This is a genomic window from Nonomuraea endophytica (assembly GCF_014203235.1).
In the GTDB taxonomy this organism is placed as follows: domain Bacteria; phylum Actinomycetota; class Actinomycetes; order Streptosporangiales; family Streptosporangiaceae; genus Nonomuraea; species Nonomuraea endophytica.
The window spans coordinates 84,118-103,763 of the sequence record NZ_JACHIN010000010.1 but is presented as its reverse complement, the minus strand read 5'-3'; the positions used below and the strand labels follow the sequence as shown (position 1 = coordinate 103,763).

Sequence of the window (19,646 nt, the reverse complement as noted above, 5' to 3'; positions counted from 1 at the left end):
GGGGAGGTGGATCGCCCGGCGGGGTGATCACCGGGCCGCTCGTGGGCGACGCCGTGGCCGTTGTTCGGGTTCGACCCGGTCAGCGACCGGGTGGTGGTGCTCATCTCCGGGATGGACGCGGCGACCAGGCTGCAGGGCTTCCTGATCGGCCTGGGCTCCGTGGCGGCGGTGGTGCTGACGTTCGGGCTGATCAGCCGGTGGGGTGAGGTGTTCCCGAGGTGGCTGCCCGTGGTGGGCGGGCGTGCGGTGCCGGTGATGATGGCGGTCGTGCCGGGCGTGGCCGGGGCGGCGGTGCTGTGCGTGTCGGCGCCGGGGGTGCTGGCGGGCGCGGTCCAGCACAGCGCGTGGCCGGACGGGCTGCTGTTCGTGGTGCTGTTCCCCTGTCCGGTCTGGGGGCCGCTGCCGGCCGCCGCCGTCTACGCCTACTGGGCGCGCCGCCGTACCGTAACTAAATCGCTTTAGCGGCGGGCGCGGTGCTCTCGCGGACGGTCAGGCGCGGCGTCGGCGTCTTGACGTCGCGCGGCCGCGACGGCTCCTCCAGCGTCTCCAGCAGGGTCTCGGCGACCTTCTCCCCCAGCGTGAACGTGTCGCGCGAGAGCGCCGTCAGCGCGGGGTGCACGATGCGGTTGAGCACCGAGTCGTCGAAGGCCACGATGGACAGCTCAGTCGGCACCTTGACGCCCATCTCGGCGGCCACGCCGAGGCCGGCCACGGCCATCACGTCGGAGTCGTAGACGATCGCCGACGGGCGCGTGGCGCGCGACAGCAGCGAGCGGGTGGCCGCGGCGCCCTCGGCGTCGCTGAAGTCGGTCGGCACCGACAGCACCTCGGCCAGCCCCAGCCGCCTGGAGGCGTCGCGCAGGGCGCGGATGCGGCGCTGGGTGTGGCGGAAGCCGGGCAGCCCGGCCACGTGCGCGACGCGGGTGTGGCCGAGGGCGGCCAGGTAGTCGGCGATCGACAGCATGGCCTCGCGGTCGTCGGCCCACACGCTGGACAGCGTGCCGTGCTTGCCGGGGCCGCCCAGCACCACCGCGGGCACGCCGAGCTCCTCGATGACCGCGATGCGCGGGTCGGACACCTGCAGGTCGACCAGGATGAAGCCGTCGACCCGGTGCTCGCGGGCCCAGCCCCGGTAGACCTCGATCTCGGCGGCGGTGTCCTCCACGACGAGCAGGTGCAGCGCCACGCTCCGCGCCGACAGGCCCGCCTGCAGGCCCGACAGCAGGTGGGCGAAGAACGGCTCGACGCCGATGGTGCGCGCGGGCCGGGCGATCACCAGGCCGGCCGCCTGCGCCCGCGCGCCGCCGAGCGCCCTGGCGGCGCTGTGCGGGCTCCAGTTCATCTCCTCCGCCGCCGCCAGGATGCGGGCGCGGGTCTCCTCGCTGACGCCGGGACGCCCATTGAGCGCGAACGACACCGCGCCCCTGGACACCCCGACCTTGCGCGCGATGTCGTCGATCGTCGGCCGTCCCACGGCCCCTCCCCTTGACACGATAAGTACACCGGGTAGATAGTCCCGAAAACTGAAGCGGTTTAGCAACCCGGCAGGAGAGTGCACGATGCGCTTCCCCTTAACAGCGCTGACCACGGCGGCGGTCCTGATGCTCGCGGGCTGCGGGCTCGGTGACGCCGAGACCCCCGCGAACAGCCCCGCGGCGAGCGCGAGCGGCGGAGTCACGGGGAAGGTCTCGCTGCAGACCTGGTCGTTGAAGCCGAAGTTCACCGACTACGTCCAGGGTGTCATCGATTCCTTCGAGAAGAAGTATCCCGGCGTCGAAGTGGAGTGGCTGGACCAGCCCGGCGAAGGATACGCCGACAAGGTGCTCAGCCAGGCCGCGAGCGGCACGCTGCCCGACGTGACGAACCTGCCGCCGGACTTCGCGCTGCCACTGGCCCGCCAGGGCATGCTGGCCGACATCGGCAGGTCCGACACCGCCGCGCTGGCCGACTACGTCGAGGGCGGCCTGGCCGCGTATCGCTTCGCCGGGCTCGACGGCGTCTACGGCTACCCGTGGTACCTCAACACCGACGTCAACTACTGGAACGCCGAGCTGATGAAGAAGCACGGCCTCGACCCGGCCAAGCCGCCGGCGAACCTGGACGAGCTCATCGAGCAGGCCCGCACCCTCAGGGACAAGTCCGGCGGCAAGGTCTATCTGATGAGCCGCAAGCCGGAGCTGGGCGACCTGACCAACGCCGGCGTGAAGGTCATGAGCGACGACGGCAAGAGCTTCACCTTCAACACGCCCGAGGCCGTGGCGGTACTCGACCGCTACCGGGAGGCGTTCAAGGAGGGGCTGATGCCCAAGGACGTGCTGACCGACGACTACGCCGGCAACGCCAAGCTGTTCACCGAGGGCAAGGTGGCCTGGACGACGGCCGGCGGCAACTTCATCTCCTCCCTGGCCGTGGACAACCCGTCGATGGCGCCCAAGGTGGTCTCCAGCAAGGCGTTCGGCACCCCGCCCCTGTACGTGCAGGGCGTGTCGGTCTCGGCCAGGAGCAAGAACCCGGCGGCGGCGACGGCGCTGGCCCGCTGGGTGACCAGCCCGGACAACCAAGCCGCCTTCGCGCACCTGACCGCCATCTTCCCGAGCACCAAGGCCTCGGCCGGCGACCCGTTCTTCAGCAAGAGCGACGGCACCAACGGCGGCGACGCCAAGGTGACGGCGTTCGCGTCGCTGCCCGAGGCCAAGATGCTGCAGCCGGTCGAGGTCGGCGAGGCGATCTCCAAGGTCGTCAAGCAGCAGTTCTCGCTGGCGATCAGCGGAGGCGCCACCTCCAAGGAGGCCCTGGACACCGCCGTGGCCAAGGCCGACGAGCTGCTCCAGCAGTGACCAGGACCTTCCAGGGCCGGTTCACCCCGTGGTTGTTCGCCGCGCCCGGCCTGGTGTGGCTGGTGGTGTTCAACCTGTGGCCGGCGTTCAACACCGTGGTGCTGGCCTTCACCAACGCCAAGCCGCTGGGCGGCGGCCACTTCACCGGGCTGGCCAACCTCGGCCGGGCGCTGAACGACGACCAGCTCGCCACCGCCCTGCTCAACAGCGTGATCTACATGCTGGTCTGCCTGCCGGTGCTGACCCTGCTGCCGTTGCTGCTGGCCGTACTGGTGGAGAAGAAGCTGCCCGGGATCACGTTCTTCCGCACCACGTTCTACACGCCGGTGGTGGCCTCGGCGGTGGTGGTGGCGCTCATCTGGGAGTGGCTGCTGGAGGACCGCGGGCTGATCAACGGCTTCGCGCAGTGGCTCGGGGTGATCGCCGAGCCGCTGCCGTTCCTGACCGACCGGTGGCTGCTGCTGCTCAGCGCGATCAGCCTGACGATCTGGAAGGGCATGGGCTACTACATGGTCATCTACCTGTCGGCGCTGGGGAACGTGCGGCGCGAGCTGCACGAGGCCGCGGCGGTCGACGGGGCGGGGGCGGTGCGCCGGTTCCGGTCGATCACGGTGCCGGGCGTGCGCAACACGATGCTGCTGGTGTCGGTGCTGATCTCGGTCTCGGCGCTGCGGGTCTTCTCCGAGCTCTACGTGCTCTCGAACGGCACCGGCGGCCCCGGCGGCCAGGACATGTCGGTCGTGATGCTCATCCAGATGTACTCGCGCGGCTTCACCGGCCATCTGGGGTACGCCTCGATGCTCAGCCTCGTGCTGTTCGTGGTGACGGTGGGCCCGATGCTCCTGCTGCTGCGGCTCAACAGGAAGGGGGCGTAGATGCGCGGCTTCACCGGCGAGAACGTGCTGCGTTACGCGCTGCTCCTGCTGGTGCTCGTGCTGACCGTGGGCCCGTTCGCGTGGATGCTGTCCACCTCGCTCAAGGGCAGCGGCGAGGACATCTTCACCGAGATCCCGGCCTTCCTGCCGCAGCAGCCCACGCTGAACAACTACGCGCGGGTCGCCGACAGCATCCCCGTGTGGTCCTACATCGCCAACTCGCTGATCGTGGCCGCCATGGCGGTGACCGGCAACGCCGTCGGCGCCACGCTGGCCGGGTACGCGCTGGCCAGGCTCCGCTTCCGCGGCATGAAGCTGCTGCTCGGGCTCACGCTGGGCACGCTCATCCTGCCGGGCGAGGTGACGATCATCTCCCAGTACGTCACCGTGCGCGGCATGGGCCTGGCCGACACCCTGCTCGGCGTGGCGCTGCCCGGCGCGATCGCGATGCTCAACGTGCTGCTCATGCGGACCGCGTTCGCCGCGATCCCGGACGAGATGGACGAGGCGGCGATCATCGACGGCGCCGACGCGTGGCAGCGTTTCGTCCGCATCGGGCTGCCGAACGTCAAGGGCATGCTGAGCGTGGTGGTGATCTTCTCGTTCATCGGCGCCTGGGACGACTTCCTGTGGCCGCTGATCGTGCTGACCAATCCGGAGAAGTACACGCTGACGGTCGGCCTGCAGTACCTGAGCGGCGCTTTCAGCTCCGACCCGCGGCTCATCGCGGCCGGAACCATGATCGCGTTCCTGCCGATCGCGGTCGTCTTCGGCGTGGCGCAGCGCTTCTTCTTCCGCGGTGTCGAGGAGGGCGCCATCAAGGGCTGAGGGTAGGTTTGCCCTGTGACGACCAAGATTCGCGTGCAAGGCGAGGTCCCGGCCCGGCTGGACGAGGGGTTCGAGCGGATCAGGCGGGAGCTGAAGCTGCCGGAGACGTTCGCGCCGGCCGCGCTCCGCGAGGCCGAGCGCGCCGCGGACGCGGACCACGGTGAGCGCAAGGACCTCACGGACCTGCCGTTCGTCACCATCGACCCGCCCGGGTCGATGGACCTCGACCAGGCCGTCCACCTGGAGCGCCGGCGCGCCGGTTTCCGCGTGTGGTACGCGATCGCCGACGTCGCCTCCTTCGTACGGCCCGGCGGCGCGCTCGACACCGAGGCCCACGCCAGGGGCGAGACCGTCTACCTGCCCGACGGCAAGGTCCCGCTGCATCCGCCGGTGCTGTCGGAGGGCGCCGCCAGCCTGCTGCCCGGCACCACCCGCCCCGCCGCCGTGTGGCAGATCGACCTGGACGCCGAGGGCCGCATGGTCGGCGCCGACGTCCAGCGGGCCCTGGTCCGCAGCCGCGAGCGCCTCGACTACGCCTACGTGCAGGCCGCCGCCGACACCGGCACCGCCGACGGCACCCTCGCGCTCCTGGAGGAGATCGGCAAGCTGCGCCTGCAGCTGGAACGCGAACGCGGCGGCGTCACCCTGCCGACGCCCGAGCAGGAGGTGGTCGCCGACGGCGACGGCTACCGCCTGGAGTTCCGCATCCCGCTGCCCGCCGAGGCGTGGAACGCCCAGATCTCCCTGCTGACCGGCATGGCGGCCGCCACCATGATGCTGGACGCCGAGGTCGGCGTGCTCCGGGTGCTGCCGCCGCCGCGGCCCGGCGACCTGGCCAAGGTGCGCCGGGTGGCGCAGGCGCTGGACGTGCCCTGGCCCGACGGCGCCTCCTACGGCTCGGTCGTGCACGGCCTCGACCCCAAGAACCCGCAGCAGGCGGCGTTCCTGCAGGAGTCGAAGGTGCTGCTGCGCGGGTCCGGCTACGTGGCCTTCGACGGCGAGCCGCCCGCGCTGGCCGAGCACTCCGCGGTGGCGGCGCCCTACGCGCACGTGACCGCGCCGCTGCGGCGCCTGGTGGACCGCTACGCCACCGAGGTGTGCCTGGCGGTGGCGGCAGGCGAGCCGATCCCCGCCGAGATCCGCGAAGCGCTGCCAGCGCTGCCCGAGGTCATGTCGGCGACCGGGCGGCGCGCGGGTGGGGTGGAGCGGGCCTGCGTGGACCTGGTCGAGGCGTTCCTGCTGCGCGAGCGCATCGGCCAGGACTTCCCGGCGGCGGTGATCGACGTGGACGAGCGCGGCACCGGCGGTCAGGTCCAGCTCGTGGAACCCGCCGTGATCGCACGCTGCGACGGCGCCCTGCCGTTGGGCGAGCGTGTCACGGTACGGCTCGCCAAAGCCGACCCGGCAACCCGGGAAATCCGCTTCACCCTCCCCTGACCCCCATCACCTCCAAGGCCACCAACCCCCGGAGACCGCCACCACCCCAAGTCCAGCGCCCCCGGAGACCGTCGCCACCCCCGACCAACGCCAGCCCGGAGACCACCACCACCTCTGAGGCGGCCGCCACCCCGAGGCCACCACGACCCAAGAGACCGCCACCCCGAGGCCCCCGGAGACCGTCGCCGCCTCTTGAGGCGGCCGCCCGAAGCCCGCTGGCGAAGATCCCCGCCAAGCCGTGCGTCTCGATCTCCCCCAGACCATGGGACTGGGCGTGAGAAGGGTGCTGGTGGCGCCCTGGCTCGGGTGTTGGGGCCTGAAACGGGGGCTCAGCCGGTGAGGGCTTGGGTGATCTGGCGGGTGGTCTGCTCGGCGACCCGGGGGTTGACCGCGGCGTAGGCGTTGTAGGCGTTCAGCCCGGTGGTGAGCGCCCAGCCCCGCCCCCGCAGCCAGGTGGCCTCGTCGACTCCGAGGGCCGTGCGGAAGGCGGCGCGGCTGCCGGGCGACATCAGGGTGTAGGCGATGGTCAGGTCGCAGGCCGGGTCGCCCGCGCCGAGGCCGCCGAAGTCGATGACCGCGCTGAGCCGGCCGCCGACGGTCAGCAGGTTTCCGGTGTGGAAGTCGCCGTGGAACCACACCGGGTCGCGTCCCCACTCCGGCGCCGCCAGCGCGTCCTCCCACAACGCGGTCATGGCCGCGCCGTCGAAGGCGCCGTCGGCCTGGGCGATCGCCGCGCGGGTCGAGCGGTCGCGGGCTTGCAGCGGCTGCCCGGACAGCTCGCCACCGGGGGCGGCGGCGAAGCCCTGGAGCGCCAGCAGGAACGCGGCCAGTTCCGTCGCCGCCTCGCCGGAGTCGGCCAGTGCCTCCACGGTGGCGACCTCGCCCTCCAGCCAGCGCGATACCGCCCACGGCCAGGGGTAGCCGAAGTCCGGCCGGCCCACCGCGACCGGCACCGGGATGGCCAGCGGCAGGTGGGGGGCGAGGCGGGGCAGCCACTCCAGTTCCTTGGCCGCCTGCTCGATGGCGCCGGAATGGCGCGGCAGCCGGACCGCGAGCTCCTCGCCCAGCCGGTAGATCATGTGGTCGGAGCCGCCCGGGTCCACGAGGTCGAGCGGAAGCCCGGCCCACTGCGGGAACTGGCTGTCCACCAGCCGCCTGCCCAGCGCGGCGTCGATGTGGGGTCTGAGCGACAAGAGCCCTCCTGGCGGTCACGGGATGCTGCCCGTGATTCTCGCCGCAAACCGGGCGAGCCGCACACCGGGACGTGTGCGGCTCGCCGTGAGAGGGCCGGGGTCACTTCTTCATGGGGCTCCAGCCGGCGCCGACGCCCATGAGGTGCAGGGCGACGCAGAGCAGGCCGGCGGTGCCGAGCGTGGCGACGGTGATCACGCCGCCGACGGCCACGTTGGCGATCTCGAAGATCAGGGCGAGGAGGAACAGCAGGGCGGCGACGAGGGCGAACATCTCAACCTCCTGGCAAGGAGCCGGACACCGCGTGGGGAGCGGGCCTCAGCGGGTGCGTCCGAGGGGCTGACGGGCTTCTGAGATGGGGATGTCCGCCGAGATCGCCAAGGAAACTGGCCCGGAGGTTACGAAGGGTGAACCATTGACGACAGCACCTTGACCGGGCGGTCAGTTTGCGGCGCGGGCCCGACATCGTGGTGGGAGAAGAGGCCGCGGTCAGGCGAGGTCGACGTCGTGGTCGGAGAAGAGGCGCCGCTGCTCGGCCGCCTTGCGCAGCCGTACCAGCGCGACTCTGCGCACGCCGGCGTCCTCGGGCTGCTCCTGACCCAGGAGTACGGCCAGCCGACGCAGGCACAGCAGCAGCCAGCCCCCGCACATGTGGTAGCCGTCCCTGCCCCGCGCCCGCATCCACGCGGCGGCACACGCGGCGGCGGCCTCGGCGTGCGCGCAGCCGGAGCGGCGGGCGCGGAAGAAGCCGAGCAGTTCCAGCAGCCGGGGCGCGTGCGGCCCCGGCAGCCCGTCCTCGCCGATCACCCGGGCCGCGGCGGCCAGGCCGTTCTCGCGCGGTGGCGGTGCGGCAGGCGGCGGCCCGAGCCAGGACAGTTCCGGCGGCACCGGCACGAACGGGTCCGGCGGCAGGTCGTCCTCGGGCACCGCGGGAGGCAGCTGGTCGTCGGCCAGCGCGCCCGCCACGGCGCTGTCGCGGCGCATCTTCTCCACGATGCCGACCCGGTACCCCGGCCCGCCGAGCGCGCCCGCCAGCGTCTCGACGGCATCCCCCGCCAGCCCCGCCGCCAGGCAGGCGAGCCGGGCGCTGGCGGCGGCGAAGGCATGCGGGTCCTCACGCGCGGTACGGCACAACTCGTGACAGACCGCCTCCCCGATCAGCAGATCGGCATAGGCATCCGCGAGCCGCCGCCCAAGCACGACCTCCCCTGCCACGGCGGGCTCCCCTTGGCGCGACGTGCCGGGCTCAAGCGTCCCCTCCGCGTACGGCAGTGCCGCCCGCAGGCAGGTGTCGAGGGCCCCGAGGGCCAGTGCAGCGACCAGCAGCCGTGCCACCGGCAACGTGCGTCCGGCCGTGGCCAGTCCCTGCCCGAGCCCGCCGACCACCTGCGCGTCCCCGGCGGGCACCCCGGCCAGGGTGAGCCGGCTGAGCGCGCCGCCGCGCAGGCCGTGCGCCTCGTGCGCGGGCTGGAACCACCAGTGCTCGCCGTCCCCGCGCAGCAGCAGAAAGGTCGTGGGCCCGTCACCCGTACGGGCCAGCACCGTCGTCCCGGCGGCGTGGCTGCCGTTGTCGATCAGCGACGTACGCCCGTCCAGCCGCCAAGCGTGCCGGTCGCCGAAGGCGGCGATCTCGCGGGCCAGGATGTCCACGCCCTGCTCGGCCTCGCCCACCGGCAGTCCCATCAGCTCGTGCTCACGCAGCAGCCCGGCCACGGCCCTGCGCTGCGACTGGCTGCCGTCGCGCCAGACGGGCAGCGCCGACAGGAAACTGGCCGCGATCGTGGTGGCGGCGGTGAGGTCGCGCCTGGCCAGCACCCTGAACAGGGCGAAGGCCTCCTCCAGCGAGGTGAGCCTGCCGCCGGAGACCGCCGGGATCAGGTACTCGGCCAGCCCCCACGCCAGCGCCGACCCGCACAGGTGCCGGGGGAAGCGGGCGTCGCGGTCGGCGCGGACGGCGGCGTGGAAGGAGGCGGGGTTGCGCTCGTCCATGGGGTCGGCCAGCGCCCGGTCGAGCTGGGCGGCGACCGCCAGCGCGCGGGTGATCGCCTCGTCCATGCGCTCTCCTCAGGGTCAGGCCGGCCGCGACAGTGACAGCGCGGACCGGCCGGCGTACTCCATGGCCAGCTCCAGGAACAGGCTCTCGACGTTCTCGGCGGGCAGCGGCGTGCCGGGGCGCAGCACGGCGGTGAGCGCGGGCGCCAGCCAGTGCAGCCGTTCTCCGGCCAGGTGCCGTCTGGCCAGGCAGAGCGCGGCGAAGACCCGGGCGTAGCGTTCCCCGGCGCGCTGGCCCCGCTCGCTGCCGGGATCGGCGGGCTCGCGGGCGTCGGCGCGCAGCCGGGCGCCTTCGGCCTGCAGCGAGGCCGCCGCTCCGGCCAGGGCGGGCTCGTGAGTGCGCAGCGCCGTACACACCTCGTCGAGTGCCGCCGTGACGGGGTCGTTTCCGCTCGCGACGGCGAGCGCGCGCAGCCCCGAGGGGTACGGCGGCGCCACGCACACGGGCAGGAAGGCCGGATCGGCGCGGCGCGGGTCGGCGGCCGGCCCGTCGAGGCAGGACAGCTGGGCGGCGAGCGTGCCGAGCATGTCGTGGGCGGCGCCGTGCAGCAGGACGAACAGCCGCGCGTCGCGCAGCAGCTTGTCGAAGATGCCCGACCAGTGGTCCTGGCGCAGCAGGTAGCGGGGGCCGAGGACGCCGGCCAACCGGCGCAGCCGCTGTTCGGCCAGGTGCGGGACCAGGTATTTGGCGACGGCGGAGGAGACGGGCGCGATCGCGGGCAGGCGCTGCAGGAGGCGGGCGCAGGTGCTCGCCACGGTCTCGGCGACGCGCAGGTCGAGGTAGGCGGCGGCCAGTTCGGCGCGTACGGGCGGCAGGTCGACGGCGCGGCCGCGGTGCACCCGCTGGTGGCGCAGGAAGTCGAAGGCGCAGCGCAGGCCGGTGTCGAGGGCGCCGAGGCCGAAGGCGGGCAGGACGGTCCTGATCGTGGCGAGCGAACGGCCGGTGAGGTCGGCGCCGCCGCCGGGACGGCCGAGCACCGCCGAGGCGGGCACGAACGCGCCGTGGAAGCGGATGCCGGCCACGTCGGCGCCGCGCACTCCGTGCGTGGACACGCGGGGCAGCAGCTCGTACCCGGCGGTGGGCAGCTGCTCCAGGTCGGTGAGCAGCATCGTGTCGGCGCCGGTCTCGGGCTCGCGGGCCTGCAGGCAGGCGAAGCGGGCCATGCGCACGTCGCTGACCATGGTCGCGGTGCCCTCAAGGCGGTAGCCGCCGTCGGCGCGGCAGGCGGTGAGCGTGTCGGCGACGTTCTCCTGCGGCCCGTGCGAGCCCGGCTCCCGCAGGGACAGCGCCGACCACTGGCCGCGCAGGGCTGCGTCGGCGTAGGCGCGCTGCTGGGCGGGGGTGCCGGCCTGCCAGACGGGGACGCCGGCCATCCAGGGCGAGGTGGCGATCAGGGCGGCGGTGGGGTCGCGTCTGGCGACGACGCGGGCCAGCGCGAGCAGTTCCTCCAGCGAGGTGAGGCGGCCGCCGAGCGCGGCGGGCACCAGGAACGCCGGGTAGCCCCAGCCGCGCAGGCGGTCCAGGGAGGCGTGCGGACGGCGTTCCGCGCGGTCACCGGCCATGGCGGCGGCGTAGGTGAGCGGGCCGTTCGGCAGATGGGGGTCGCCGAGGGTGTGCTCAAGGGCCTCGGCGGACGGGAAGGTGTTCAATGCCGCTCTCCTGACCCGCTCGGTGTTCTCAGGCGGCCTGCTCCTGCTCGCGCAGGCACAGCCGGTGGACCTCGTCGGCGAGCTCGCTCAGCGTGGCGGTGCGGAAGAGCACCTCGTTGTCGAGCTCGATGCCGAAGACGCGCTCGATGCGGCCGCCGATGCGCAGCAGCTTGATCGATTCGACGAGGCTGAGGTCGGTGATGCGCGAGCCGGACATGATGCCGCCCTCCTCGACCTGGAGGACGCGGGCCACGATGCCCTTCATCGTGTTGCACACGGCCTGCTGGGTGAGCTGGTCGCCCATTTCGGGTACACCTCCGCCTTCTTTTTCGCCTATATAGGCAGTAAAGCCAGGCGGACGGGGTGATCCAACCCCTGCCGTGCCGGGGCGACCCCTATCCACAGGGGGTCGCCCCGGAGCGGGCTTATCTGAGGCCGGCGTCGAGGGCGGTGGTCAGGGTGCCGGTGTCACCGGACATCTCCCAGATCATCGCGCCCAGCAGGCCCTTGCTCTTGATCCATGCGGTCTTCTTGCCGATCGACCAGGTGTCGTCGAAGCTCCACCACTGGCCTCCCGGCCCGGTGTAGCAGTAGGTGGCGACGGCGGCCTCGTCGTGCTTGACCGCGCAACCTGGCACGCCGGCGATGAGGTTGCTGTAGCCGCGGGTGCCGGCCTCCTCGGCGAACTGGCCGGGCGCGGCGCCGTTGGCCGACTGCCACTCGCCGGCCTTGCCGCCCTCGGCGACCTCCTTCCAGCCCCGGCCGTAGTAGGCCAGGCCGATGGTCAGCTTGCGTGGGTTGATTCCGGCGTTGAGGTAGACGTTGACCGCCTTCTCCACGCTGAAGTCGGGGTTGTAGGGGCTGTCGGCGTCCAGGTAGAGGTTGCCCTGGTGACCGGTGCGGAAGGGCTCCCACGAGTTGTCGCTGCCGGCGCCGTGGAAGTCGTAGCCCTGGATGTTGAAGATGTCGAGGTTCGGGGCGATGTTGGGCAGGTCCCAGCCGGCCGCGATCTTGGCCGGGTCGGCGGGGGTGAACGCGGTCAGCTGGTAGCGCTTGCCCGTGGTGGTGGTCAGGGCGTCCAGCTGGCGGCGGAACTCGGCGATGAGCAGCGTGTTGTTGGCCTTGTCGTTGGGGCTGACGTGGTTGCCGGCGTGTCCTTCGGCGCCGGGCCACTCCCAGTCGAGGTCGATGCCGTCGAAGACGCCCGCCGCCGCGCCGGGGCCGCCCGCGGCGTTGACCACCGGCAGGTTGCCCTTGATGTAGATGTCGATGCAGGAGGAGACGAACTTCTTGCGGGCGGCGTCGGTGGCGGCCACGTCGGAGAAGTACTTGGAGTAGGTCCAGCCGCCGAGCGAGATGAGCACCTTTAGGTGCGGGTGCTTGGCCTTGAGCTTCTTGATCTGGTTGAAGTTGCCGCGCAGCTTCTCCCAGCCGGTGTCGGCCACGCCGTCCACGGACTGGCCGGCGCTGAAGGGCCGGCCGTAGTCGGCCTCGGCGTCACCGGCGCCGTCGCCCTGGTTGGGGTCCTGCGGGTTGGGCGTGGTGCCCCTGGTGACACCCTGCAGGCAGGTCAGGTTGACCGGGTCGATGTTGGCGAAGGCGTAGTTGATGTGGGTGAGCTTGGCGGCGGCGCCGGTGGTGTCCAGGTTGCGGACGAAGTACTGGCGGCCGTAGATGCCCCACTGCACGAAGTAGCCGACGCGGGCGTAACCGGTCTCGACGATGTCGAGCGTGGTCACCGCGACGGGGGCGGTGGCGGCCGAGAGGTTGTCGTACAGGTCGCGGGCGCGCACGGTGAAGTTGTAGGCGGTGGACGGCGACAGCCCGGTGACCGTCGTGGTGGTGCCGGTGACGGTGGCGGCCAGCGTGGAGCCGGCGTAGACGTCGTAGTTGGCCACGCCGGTGTTGTCGGTGGCGGCGTTCCAGGCGAGCGTCACGCTGGAGGAGGTACGCGCGGTGCTGCGCAGGTTGCCGGGCACCGTCGGCGCCTGGGTGTCGTCGGCGGGGTTGTTGGTCGTGACCGTGACCGGGGCGCTGGCCGCCGAGAGCGTGCCCTTGCGGTCCTTGGTCTTGACGGTGAAGGTGTAGGACGTGTTCGGGGTCAGGCCGGTGACGGTGGCCTCGGTGCCGGTGACGCTGGTGGCCAGGGCGCTGCCGTTGTAGACCTCGTAGCCGACGATGGGCAGGCTGCCGGGGGTGGCGGCGTTCCAGGCGAGTGAGACGGTCTTGGTGGTCTTCACCGGCGAGCGTGGGTTGCCGGGCGCGCCGGGCGGGGCGTCGGCCGAGCCGTCGCAGTTGACGTCGTTGACGCGGCAGCTGGTGGGCTCGGCGTTGGCGCTGCTGACCGTGAACGTGGGGCTGTAGGGCTCGGTCGTGCGGCCGGCCGCGATGGTGGTGTTGTAGTGGGCGGGCGAGAGCGTCACCGTGCGCCCGCTCTGGCTGATGGAGCCGTGCTGGGCGTTGCTCGCGGTGACGCCGGCGGGCAGGTCGAAGACGACGCTCCAGCCGTTGAGCGCGGCGGTGCCGTTGTTGGCCACGACGATCTTGGCGGAGGTGCCGTTCACGTCGTAGGTGGCGGTGACGGGCGCGGGGGCCGGTGGCTCCGGTCCGGTGCCGTCGCAGTTCGCGCCGTTGACCTTACAACTCGTCGGCTGTACGGCGGAGCTGAGCGTGACCTTGGGGCTGAACGGCTCGGTGCTCTTGCCCGCCTGGAGGGTGTCGATGTAGTAGGCCGGGGTGAGCGTCACCTTGGTGCCGTTCTGGCGGATGGTGGCGTTCTGCGGATTGCTCGCGGTGACGCCCGAGGGTAACTCGAACACGATCGACCAGCCCGTGACGGCGCTTGTGCCGGGGTTGCTGACCACGAACGTGCCGGTCGTCCCCGACAGGCTGAACGCGGCCAGAAGCCGGCCGGCGGCGTTGGCGGGCAGGGTCGACAGGGCGAGAACCACGAGGACGGCGATCAGGGGGGTGAGTGATCGGCGCACGTGCCAGGCCTTTCTTTAAAGAAAGTTTCCTAAGAATTACGCGGATCGTAAGCCCGTCGGGACGGCCATGCAAGGGAATGACTGGCAATCCTCACCAGAACGGACCAGCATGGTCGTTAGGAATCTTTCCTAATAAACTCGGAAGGAGCATGGCATGGGCCGCTTATCGGTGCTTTCCTTATGCGTCCTGCTGCTGTCCCTGGTCGCGGTCCTCCCCGCCCAGGCCGCCACCACCCGCTACGAGGCCGAGAACGCCACCAACGTCCAGGGCGTGGTCGAGGCCAACCACCCGGGCTTCTCCGGCACCGGATTCGTCAACAGCGACAACGCGGCGGGGCCGTACACGGAATGGATCGTGCGCGCGCCCGCGGCGGGGACCGCGACCCTCGCCCTGCGCTTCGCCAACGGCACCGCCACGGCCCGCACCGCCGACGTCGCCGTCAACGGCACGCTCGTCTCGGCCGGGCGTTCCTTCGGCCCGACCGGGGCGTGGAGCACCTGGGCCACCTCCACCCTGACCGCGACGCTGCGCGCGGGCGACAACACCGTCCGCGTCACCTCGACCGGCGCGGGCGGCAACCCCAACCTCGACTTCCTCGAGGCCACCACCGCCGACGCGCCGGCCACCGAGTACCAGGCGGAGAGCGCCGTCCTGTCGCAGGCGAGCGTGGCCACCAACCACGCCGGGTACACCGGCTCCGGCTTCGTCGACTACGTCAATGCGCCCGGCGGGTACATCGAGTGGAGCGTCAACGTCGCCGAGGCCGGCGTGCACACGCTGACCGTCCGCTACGCCAACGGCACCGCCGCCGCCCGGCCCATGGACCTCGCCGTCAACGGCGTCACCGCCGCGGCCGGGGTGACCTTCCCCGGCACCGGCGCCTGGAGCACCTGGGCCGACAAGCAGGTCGCGGTGACGCTGGCCGCGGGCGTCAACACCGTCCGGGCGACCGGGACCACCGCCAACGGCGGCCCGAACGTCGACCGGATCACCGTCAGTGGCGCGGGCGGCCCCGACGGCCAGGCGCCCACCGCGCCCACCGGCGCGCGCGTCACCGGCACCTCGGCCACCAGCATCTCGCTGGCCTGGACCGAGTCGAGCGACAACGTCGGCGTCACCGGCTACCGCGTCTACGAGGGCACGGCGGTCGTGGCCACCTCGCCGACGCCCGCCGCCACCGTCGGCGGCCTGGTCACCGGCTCCACCCACACCTACACCGTCACCGCGCTCGACGCCGCGGGCAATGAGTCGGCCGCCAGCGCGCCGGTGACCGGCCGGGCCGACACCGGGACCGGCGGGCCCACGGCCGAGCAGCTGCTGTCCAAGGTCACCACCTGCCAGCAGATCTCCAACGGCCGCTACAAGACCGACGCCGACGTCGCCACCGGCACCATCCCGGTCTGCGCCAAGACCGGCGCGGTCCACTGGACCGGCGACATGGACATCGACTGCGACGGTGTGCGCACCGCGCAGTGCAACGAGGACACCGACTGCTGCTTCCAGCCCCAGACCTTCTGCCCCGCCAGCGGCGGCGGCTACCTCAACGCGGCGCGCCTGCCGTTCATGGTGGTTCCGAGCCCCAGCGGCACCTGGGACTACCGCACCAGGGGCATCGGCTGCGGCACCGTGGTCGCGATCGTCCACAACGGCCAGGTGGAGTACACGGTGATGGGCGACACCGGCCCGGCGGCGATCATCGGCGAGGCCTCGTACGCGGCCGCGGCGAACCTGGGCATCAACCCCGACCCCAAGAACGGCGGCACCGACGGCCCGGTGACCTACATCGTCTTCACCGGCACCGGGACCAAGGTCCAGACCATCGACAACCACGACCAGGCGATCACGCTGGGCAGGCAGCTGGCCCAGCAGTTCGTGCAGAACAACTAGGAACGAACCCGGCCCCCGCGGCTGCGCACGCACGGGGGCCGGGGGCTCGATGCTCGAATTTACAGGAAAGTTTCCTGCAAATTCGGGAGCGTAGGGTTCCGTCATTCATCCGTCAATCCCTTGCGTCAAACCGTACCTTCGGCGATAGTTGAACTCTTAGGAAAGTTTCCTAAAAGATACATCGGCTGCTGCGCGCTCCTCACCCCCCGTTCTCCAGGAGAGACAGTTGCGAACCCGAAACAAGGTGGCCCTCGCGACCACCGCCAGCCTGCCCCTGGCCCTGCTGGCCTCCGTCCTCACCAGCACCCCGGCCCTCGCCCACGGCACCATGTCCAACCCGCCCAGCCGCGTCTACACCTGCAAGAACGAAGGCCCCGAGACGCCCAAGTCCGACGCCTGCAAGGCGGCCGTCGCCGCCGGCGGGACCCAGGCCTTCTACGACTGGAACGAGGTCTCCCTGCTGGAGGCCGGCGGGCGCCACCGGCAGCTCATCCCCGACGGCAAGCTCTGCAGCGCGGGCCGCGACAAGTACCGCGGCCTGGACCTGCAGCGCGCCGACTGGCCCGCCACGCAGTTCAGCGCCGGCCCGCGCACCATCACCTACCACGCCTCCGCGCCGCACTCGAACAGCAACTTCGAGTTCTACATCACCCGCGAAGGCTGGAACCCGACGCAGCCGCTGCGCTGGTCGGACCTGGTGCACATCAAGACGTTCAACAACTTCAACCCGACGACGTTCACGAACTGGACGATCGACATCCCGCAGCGCACCGGGCGGCACATCCTGTACTCGATCTGGCAGCGGGTCGTAGGCAGCAACGAGGCCTTCTACACCTGCTCCGACGTGCAGTTCGGCGGCTCGAACCCGACGCCGACGCCGACCCCCACGCCTACGCCGACCCCCACCCCGACACCGACGCCCACACCGACCCCCACTCCCACGCAGCCTGGCGGTACGTGGGCTTCGGGCACCGCCTACCGCCCAGGCGACCGGGTCACCTACAACGGCGTCACCTACCAGTGCCTGCAGGCGCACACCGCCCTGCCCGGCTGGGAGCCGCCGAACGTCGCCGCCCTCTGGCAGCGCGTCTAGACAGCAGTCGGGCGCGCTCCTCGTCGGAGCGCGCCCGACCGGCTCAGGTCAGTGACGAGTAGGCCACCACGCCACGGCGCATCGCGTCCATCGCCTTGCCGGCGGTCGCCTTGACCTTGCTGTCCTTCGGCGCCGCCGCGCCGAGCTGGCTGAGCAGGTCCATGAGCTGCTTGATCCACCGTACGAAGTCGCCCGCGGCCAGCTCGCCGCCGTTGACGCCGTCGGCCAGCACCGCGTCCAGGCTGTGCCCCTTGGTCCAGCGGAAGGCCGCCCAGGCGAAGCCCAGGTCGGGCTCGCGGATCGTCTGCAGGGCGTGGTCGTTCTCGATCGCCTCCAGCTCGCCCCACAGCCGCACCATCTTGGTCAGCGCGTCCTGGGCGCGGCCCGCCGGGATCTTGGGACGGCGGGCGTCGTCGGCCTGGCGCGACTCGAAGACCAGCGCGGACACGCACGCCGCCAGCTCGGCCGGGTCGAGCTCCTCCCACAGCCCCTGGCGCAGGCACTCGGCCGTCAGCAGGTCGAGCTCGGTGTAGAGCCGGCCCAGGCGGCGGCCCTCCTCGGTGACGCTCTCGTCCTCCAGGTAGCCGAGCTGCTCCAGCACCGCGCAGATGCGGTCGAAGGTGCGCGAGATGACGTGCGAGCGCCCCTCGACCCTGCGGCGCAGGCCCTCGGTCTCGCGCAGCAGCTTGTAGTAGCGCTCGGCCCAGCGCGCGTGGTCCTCGCGCTCGTCGCAGCCGTGGCAAGGATGCTGGCGGATACGGCGCCGCAGCTCGTTGATCTCCTCGTCCTCCACCGCGTGGTCGCGGGCGCGCTGCGGCTTGCCCAGATCCCGGTCGCCGATCTTGGCCAGCAGCGTGGAGACGAGGTTGGCACGCTCCTTGGGCGCGCGCGGGTTGAAGTTCTTCGGGATGCGCAGCTTCTCGATCGGCTCGACCGGCACCGGGAAGTCGGCCGGGTCGAGCTTCTTGACCTGCTTGCCGATGGTCAGGACCAGCGGGCTCGGGCCGTGGCCGCGCGGGTTGCGCCCCGGGTCGAGCACGATCGCCAGCCCCGCCCGGCGCCCGCCGGGCACCCGGATGACGTCACCGGGCTGCAGGGCCTCCAGCGACTTGACCGCCGCCGCCCGCCGCGCCGCGCCGCGTTCCTTCGACAGCTCGGCCTCGCGGTCGGACAGCCGCCGGCGCAGCGCCGCGTACTCGGGGAAGTCGCCCAGGTGGCAGGTCATGGCCTCCTGGTAGCCGTCGAGCGCCTCCTCCTGCTTGCGCAGCTGCTTGGCCAGCCCGACCACCGCCCGGTCGGCCTGGAACTGGGCGAAGGAGGCCTCCAGCAGCGTCTTGGTGCGCTCCCTGCCGAACTGGCCGACGAGGTTGACGGCCATGTTGTAGGAGGGCTGGAAGCTGGAGCGCAGCGGGTACGTGCGGGTGCCCGCCAATCCCGCCACGGCCAGCGGGTCCATGCCCGGCTGCCACAACACGACGGCGTGGCCCTCGACGTCGATGCCGCGCCGTCCGGCCCGGCCGGTCAGCTGTGTGTACTCGCCCGGTGTGAGGTCGGCGTGGGTCTCGCCGTTCCACTTGTCGAGCTTCTCGATGACCACGCTGCGGGCCGGCATGTTGATGCCCAGCGCCAGCGTCTCGGTGGCGAAGACCGCCTTGACCAGGCCGCGGGTGAACAGCTCCTCGACGACCTCCTTGAAGGCCGGCAGCATGCCCGCGTGGTGGGCGGCCAGGCCGCGCTCCAGGCAGTCGCGCCACTCCAGGTAGCCGAGGACGGCGAGGTCCTCGTCGGGCAGGTGGGCGGTGCGCTCGTCGACGATCTGGCGGATCTCGTGCTGCTCGCGCTCGGTCGTCAGCCGTATGCCGGCGTAAAGGCACTGCATGACCGCGGCGTCGCAGCCGGCCCGGGAGAAGATGAAGCTGATCGAGGGCAGCAGGCCCTCGCTGTCGAGCTTCTCGATGACCTGGGCGCGGTCCGGCGGCCGGGAGCGCTGGGGACGGCCGTAGCCGCGCCGGCCCTTGCCCTGGGTGAGGCGCTCGGCGTCGCGGGTGACCCGCATGAGCGTGGGGTTGATGCGCGGGGTCAGCTCGTCGGTGATGAACAGGTCGTAGATCCTGTTGCCGATCATCATGTGCTGCCACAGCGGCACCGGGCGGTGCTCGTCGACGATCACCGTGGTGTCGCCGCGCACCTCGCCCATCCACTCGCCGAACTCCTCGGCGTTGGAGACCGTCGCCGACAGCGCCACCAGCCTGACCGACTCCGGCAGGTGGATGATGACCTCTTCCCACACCGCGCCGCGGAAGCGGTCGGCCAGGTAGTGCACCTCGTCCATGACGACGAAGCCGAGGCCCGACAGCGTGGACGAGCCCGCGTACAGCATGTTGCGCAGGACCTCGGTGGTCATGACCACGATCGGGGCCTCGCCGTTGACGCTGTTGTCGCCGGTGAGCAGGCCTACCTTGGCGGTGCCGTACCTCTTGACCAGGTCGTTGTACTTCTGGTTGGACAACGCCTTGATCGGGGTGGTGTAGAAGCACTTCATGCCCATTTCCAGGGCGATGTGCACGGCGAACTCGCCGACGACCGTCTTGCCCGATCCGGTGGGGGCGGCCACCAGAACCCCGTCGCCGGCCTCCAGCGCCCGGCAGGCGTCGAGCTGGAACTCGTCGAGCTCGAAGTCGTAAAGTCCACGGAACGACCTGAGGGCCGTGCCGTCGTCCCCGAATTTCTCGCGGAAGGCCGCGTAGCGCTCCGCTGGCGTCGTCATACCGATCAGCCTACCGAAACCGCCTTTCCGGTCAGGCCAGG

15 protein-coding genes are annotated in these 19,646 nt (G+C 71.7%); 7 read left to right on the top strand and 8 right to left on the bottom strand.

What is annotated here, in order from left to right; genetic code table 11:
- Positions 1 to 60 precede the first annotated feature (60 nt).
- On the top strand, positions 61 to 462 hold the full coding sequence (locus tag HNR40_RS32995; protein ID WP_184968338.1) for a hypothetical protein: 402 nt from the start codon (positions 61 to 63) through the stop codon (positions 460 to 462).
- On the opposite strand, the gene HNR40_RS32990 is transcribed toward HNR40_RS32995, so the two are convergent.
- On the bottom strand, positions 449 to 1,474 hold the full coding sequence (locus HNR40_RS32990) for a LacI family DNA-binding transcriptional regulator (RefSeq protein ID WP_184968336.1): 1,026 nt from the start codon (positions 1,472 to 1,474) through the stop codon (positions 449 to 451). The genes HNR40_RS32995 and HNR40_RS32990 overlap by 14 nt on opposite strands.
- A gap of 85 nt (positions 1,475 to 1,559) precedes the next feature.
- Here HNR40_RS32990 and HNR40_RS32985 point away from each other — a divergent pair, with 85 nt between their 5' ends.
- The 4 genes from HNR40_RS32985 to HNR40_RS32970 are packed head-to-tail and all read left to right on the top strand — an operon-like array spanning position 1,560 to position 5,977.
- Positions 1,560 to 2,837, top strand: coding sequence for an ABC transporter substrate-binding protein (locus HNR40_RS32985; RefSeq protein ID WP_184968334.1), 1,278 nt, complete (start codon positions 1,560 to 1,562; stop codon positions 2,835 to 2,837).
- Positions 2,834 to 3,712, top strand: coding sequence for a carbohydrate ABC transporter permease (locus HNR40_RS32980; RefSeq protein WP_184968332.1), 879 nt, complete (start codon positions 2,834 to 2,836; stop codon positions 3,710 to 3,712). The genes HNR40_RS32985 and HNR40_RS32980 overlap by 4 nt, the downstream gene beginning before the upstream one ends.
- Positions 3,713 to 4,540, top strand: a complete 828-nt coding sequence (locus HNR40_RS32975) for a carbohydrate ABC transporter permease (protein ID WP_184968330.1) — start codon at positions 3,713 to 3,715, stop codon at positions 4,538 to 4,540.
- A gap of 15 nt (positions 4,541 to 4,555) precedes the next feature.
- Positions 4,556 to 5,977 carry an RNB domain-containing ribonuclease gene (locus tag HNR40_RS32970; RefSeq protein ID WP_312896612.1) on the top strand — a complete coding sequence of 474 codons (1,422 nt, stop codon included), beginning with the start codon at positions 4,556 to 4,558 and terminating at the stop codon, positions 5,975 to 5,977.
- 329 nt (positions 5,978 to 6,306) lie between these two features.
- Here HNR40_RS32970 and HNR40_RS32965 read toward each other — a convergent pair whose 3' ends face one another.
- The 6 genes from HNR40_RS32965 to HNR40_RS32940 form a co-directional block, all read right to left on the bottom strand.
- Positions 6,307 to 7,170, bottom strand: a complete 864-nt coding sequence (locus HNR40_RS32965; RefSeq protein ID WP_184968328.1) for an aminoglycoside phosphotransferase family protein — start codon at positions 7,168 to 7,170, stop codon at positions 6,307 to 6,309.
- A gap of 100 nt (positions 7,171 to 7,270) precedes the next feature.
- Positions 7,271 to 7,441 carry a hypothetical protein gene (locus HNR40_RS32960; RefSeq protein WP_184968326.1) on the bottom strand — a complete coding sequence of 57 codons (171 nt, stop codon included), beginning with the start codon at positions 7,439 to 7,441 and terminating at the stop codon, positions 7,271 to 7,273.
- A gap of 216 nt (positions 7,442 to 7,657) precedes the next feature.
- Complete coding sequence (locus HNR40_RS32955; protein ID WP_184968324.1) at positions 7,658 to 9,223, bottom strand: acyl-CoA dehydrogenase family protein; 1,566 nt, start codon at positions 9,221 to 9,223, stop codon at positions 7,658 to 7,660.
- A 15-nt stretch (positions 9,224 to 9,238) separates the two neighbouring features.
- A complete protein-coding gene (locus HNR40_RS32950) occupies positions 9,239 to 10,870 on the bottom strand; it encodes an acyl-CoA dehydrogenase family protein (protein ID WP_184968322.1) in 1,632 nt (543 codons plus the stop codon).
- A gap of 28 nt (positions 10,871 to 10,898) precedes the next feature.
- Entirely contained in the window at positions 10,899 to 11,174 is a 276-nt protein-coding gene (locus HNR40_RS32945; RefSeq protein WP_184968320.1) for an acyl carrier protein, read from the bottom strand.
- Between the two features lie 121 nt (positions 11,175 to 11,295).
- Positions 11,296 to 13,857, bottom strand: coding sequence for a glycosyl hydrolase family 18 protein (locus HNR40_RS32940; RefSeq protein WP_184968318.1), 2,562 nt, complete (start codon positions 13,855 to 13,857; stop codon positions 11,296 to 11,298).
- 154 nt (positions 13,858 to 14,011) lie between these two features.
- On the opposite strand from HNR40_RS32940, the gene HNR40_RS32935 reads away from it, so the two are divergent.
- Positions 14,012 to 15,745, top strand: coding sequence for a CBM35 domain-containing protein (locus HNR40_RS32935; RefSeq protein WP_184968316.1), 1,734 nt, complete (start codon positions 14,012 to 14,014; stop codon positions 15,743 to 15,745).
- 226 nt (positions 15,746 to 15,971) lie between these two features.
- Positions 15,972 to 16,838: a lytic polysaccharide monooxygenase auxiliary activity family 9 protein gene (locus HNR40_RS55195; protein ID WP_246509727.1), complete on the top strand. Its 867-nt coding sequence runs from the start codon at positions 15,972 to 15,974 to the stop codon at positions 16,836 to 16,838.
- Between the two features lie 43 nt (positions 16,839 to 16,881).
- On the opposite strand, the gene HNR40_RS32920 is transcribed toward HNR40_RS55195, so the two are convergent.
- On the bottom strand, positions 16,882 to 19,605 hold the full coding sequence (locus HNR40_RS32920; protein ID WP_184968313.1) for a DEAD/DEAH box helicase: 2,724 nt from the start codon (positions 19,603 to 19,605) through the stop codon (positions 16,882 to 16,884).
- Positions 19,606 to 19,646 lie beyond the last annotated feature (41 nt).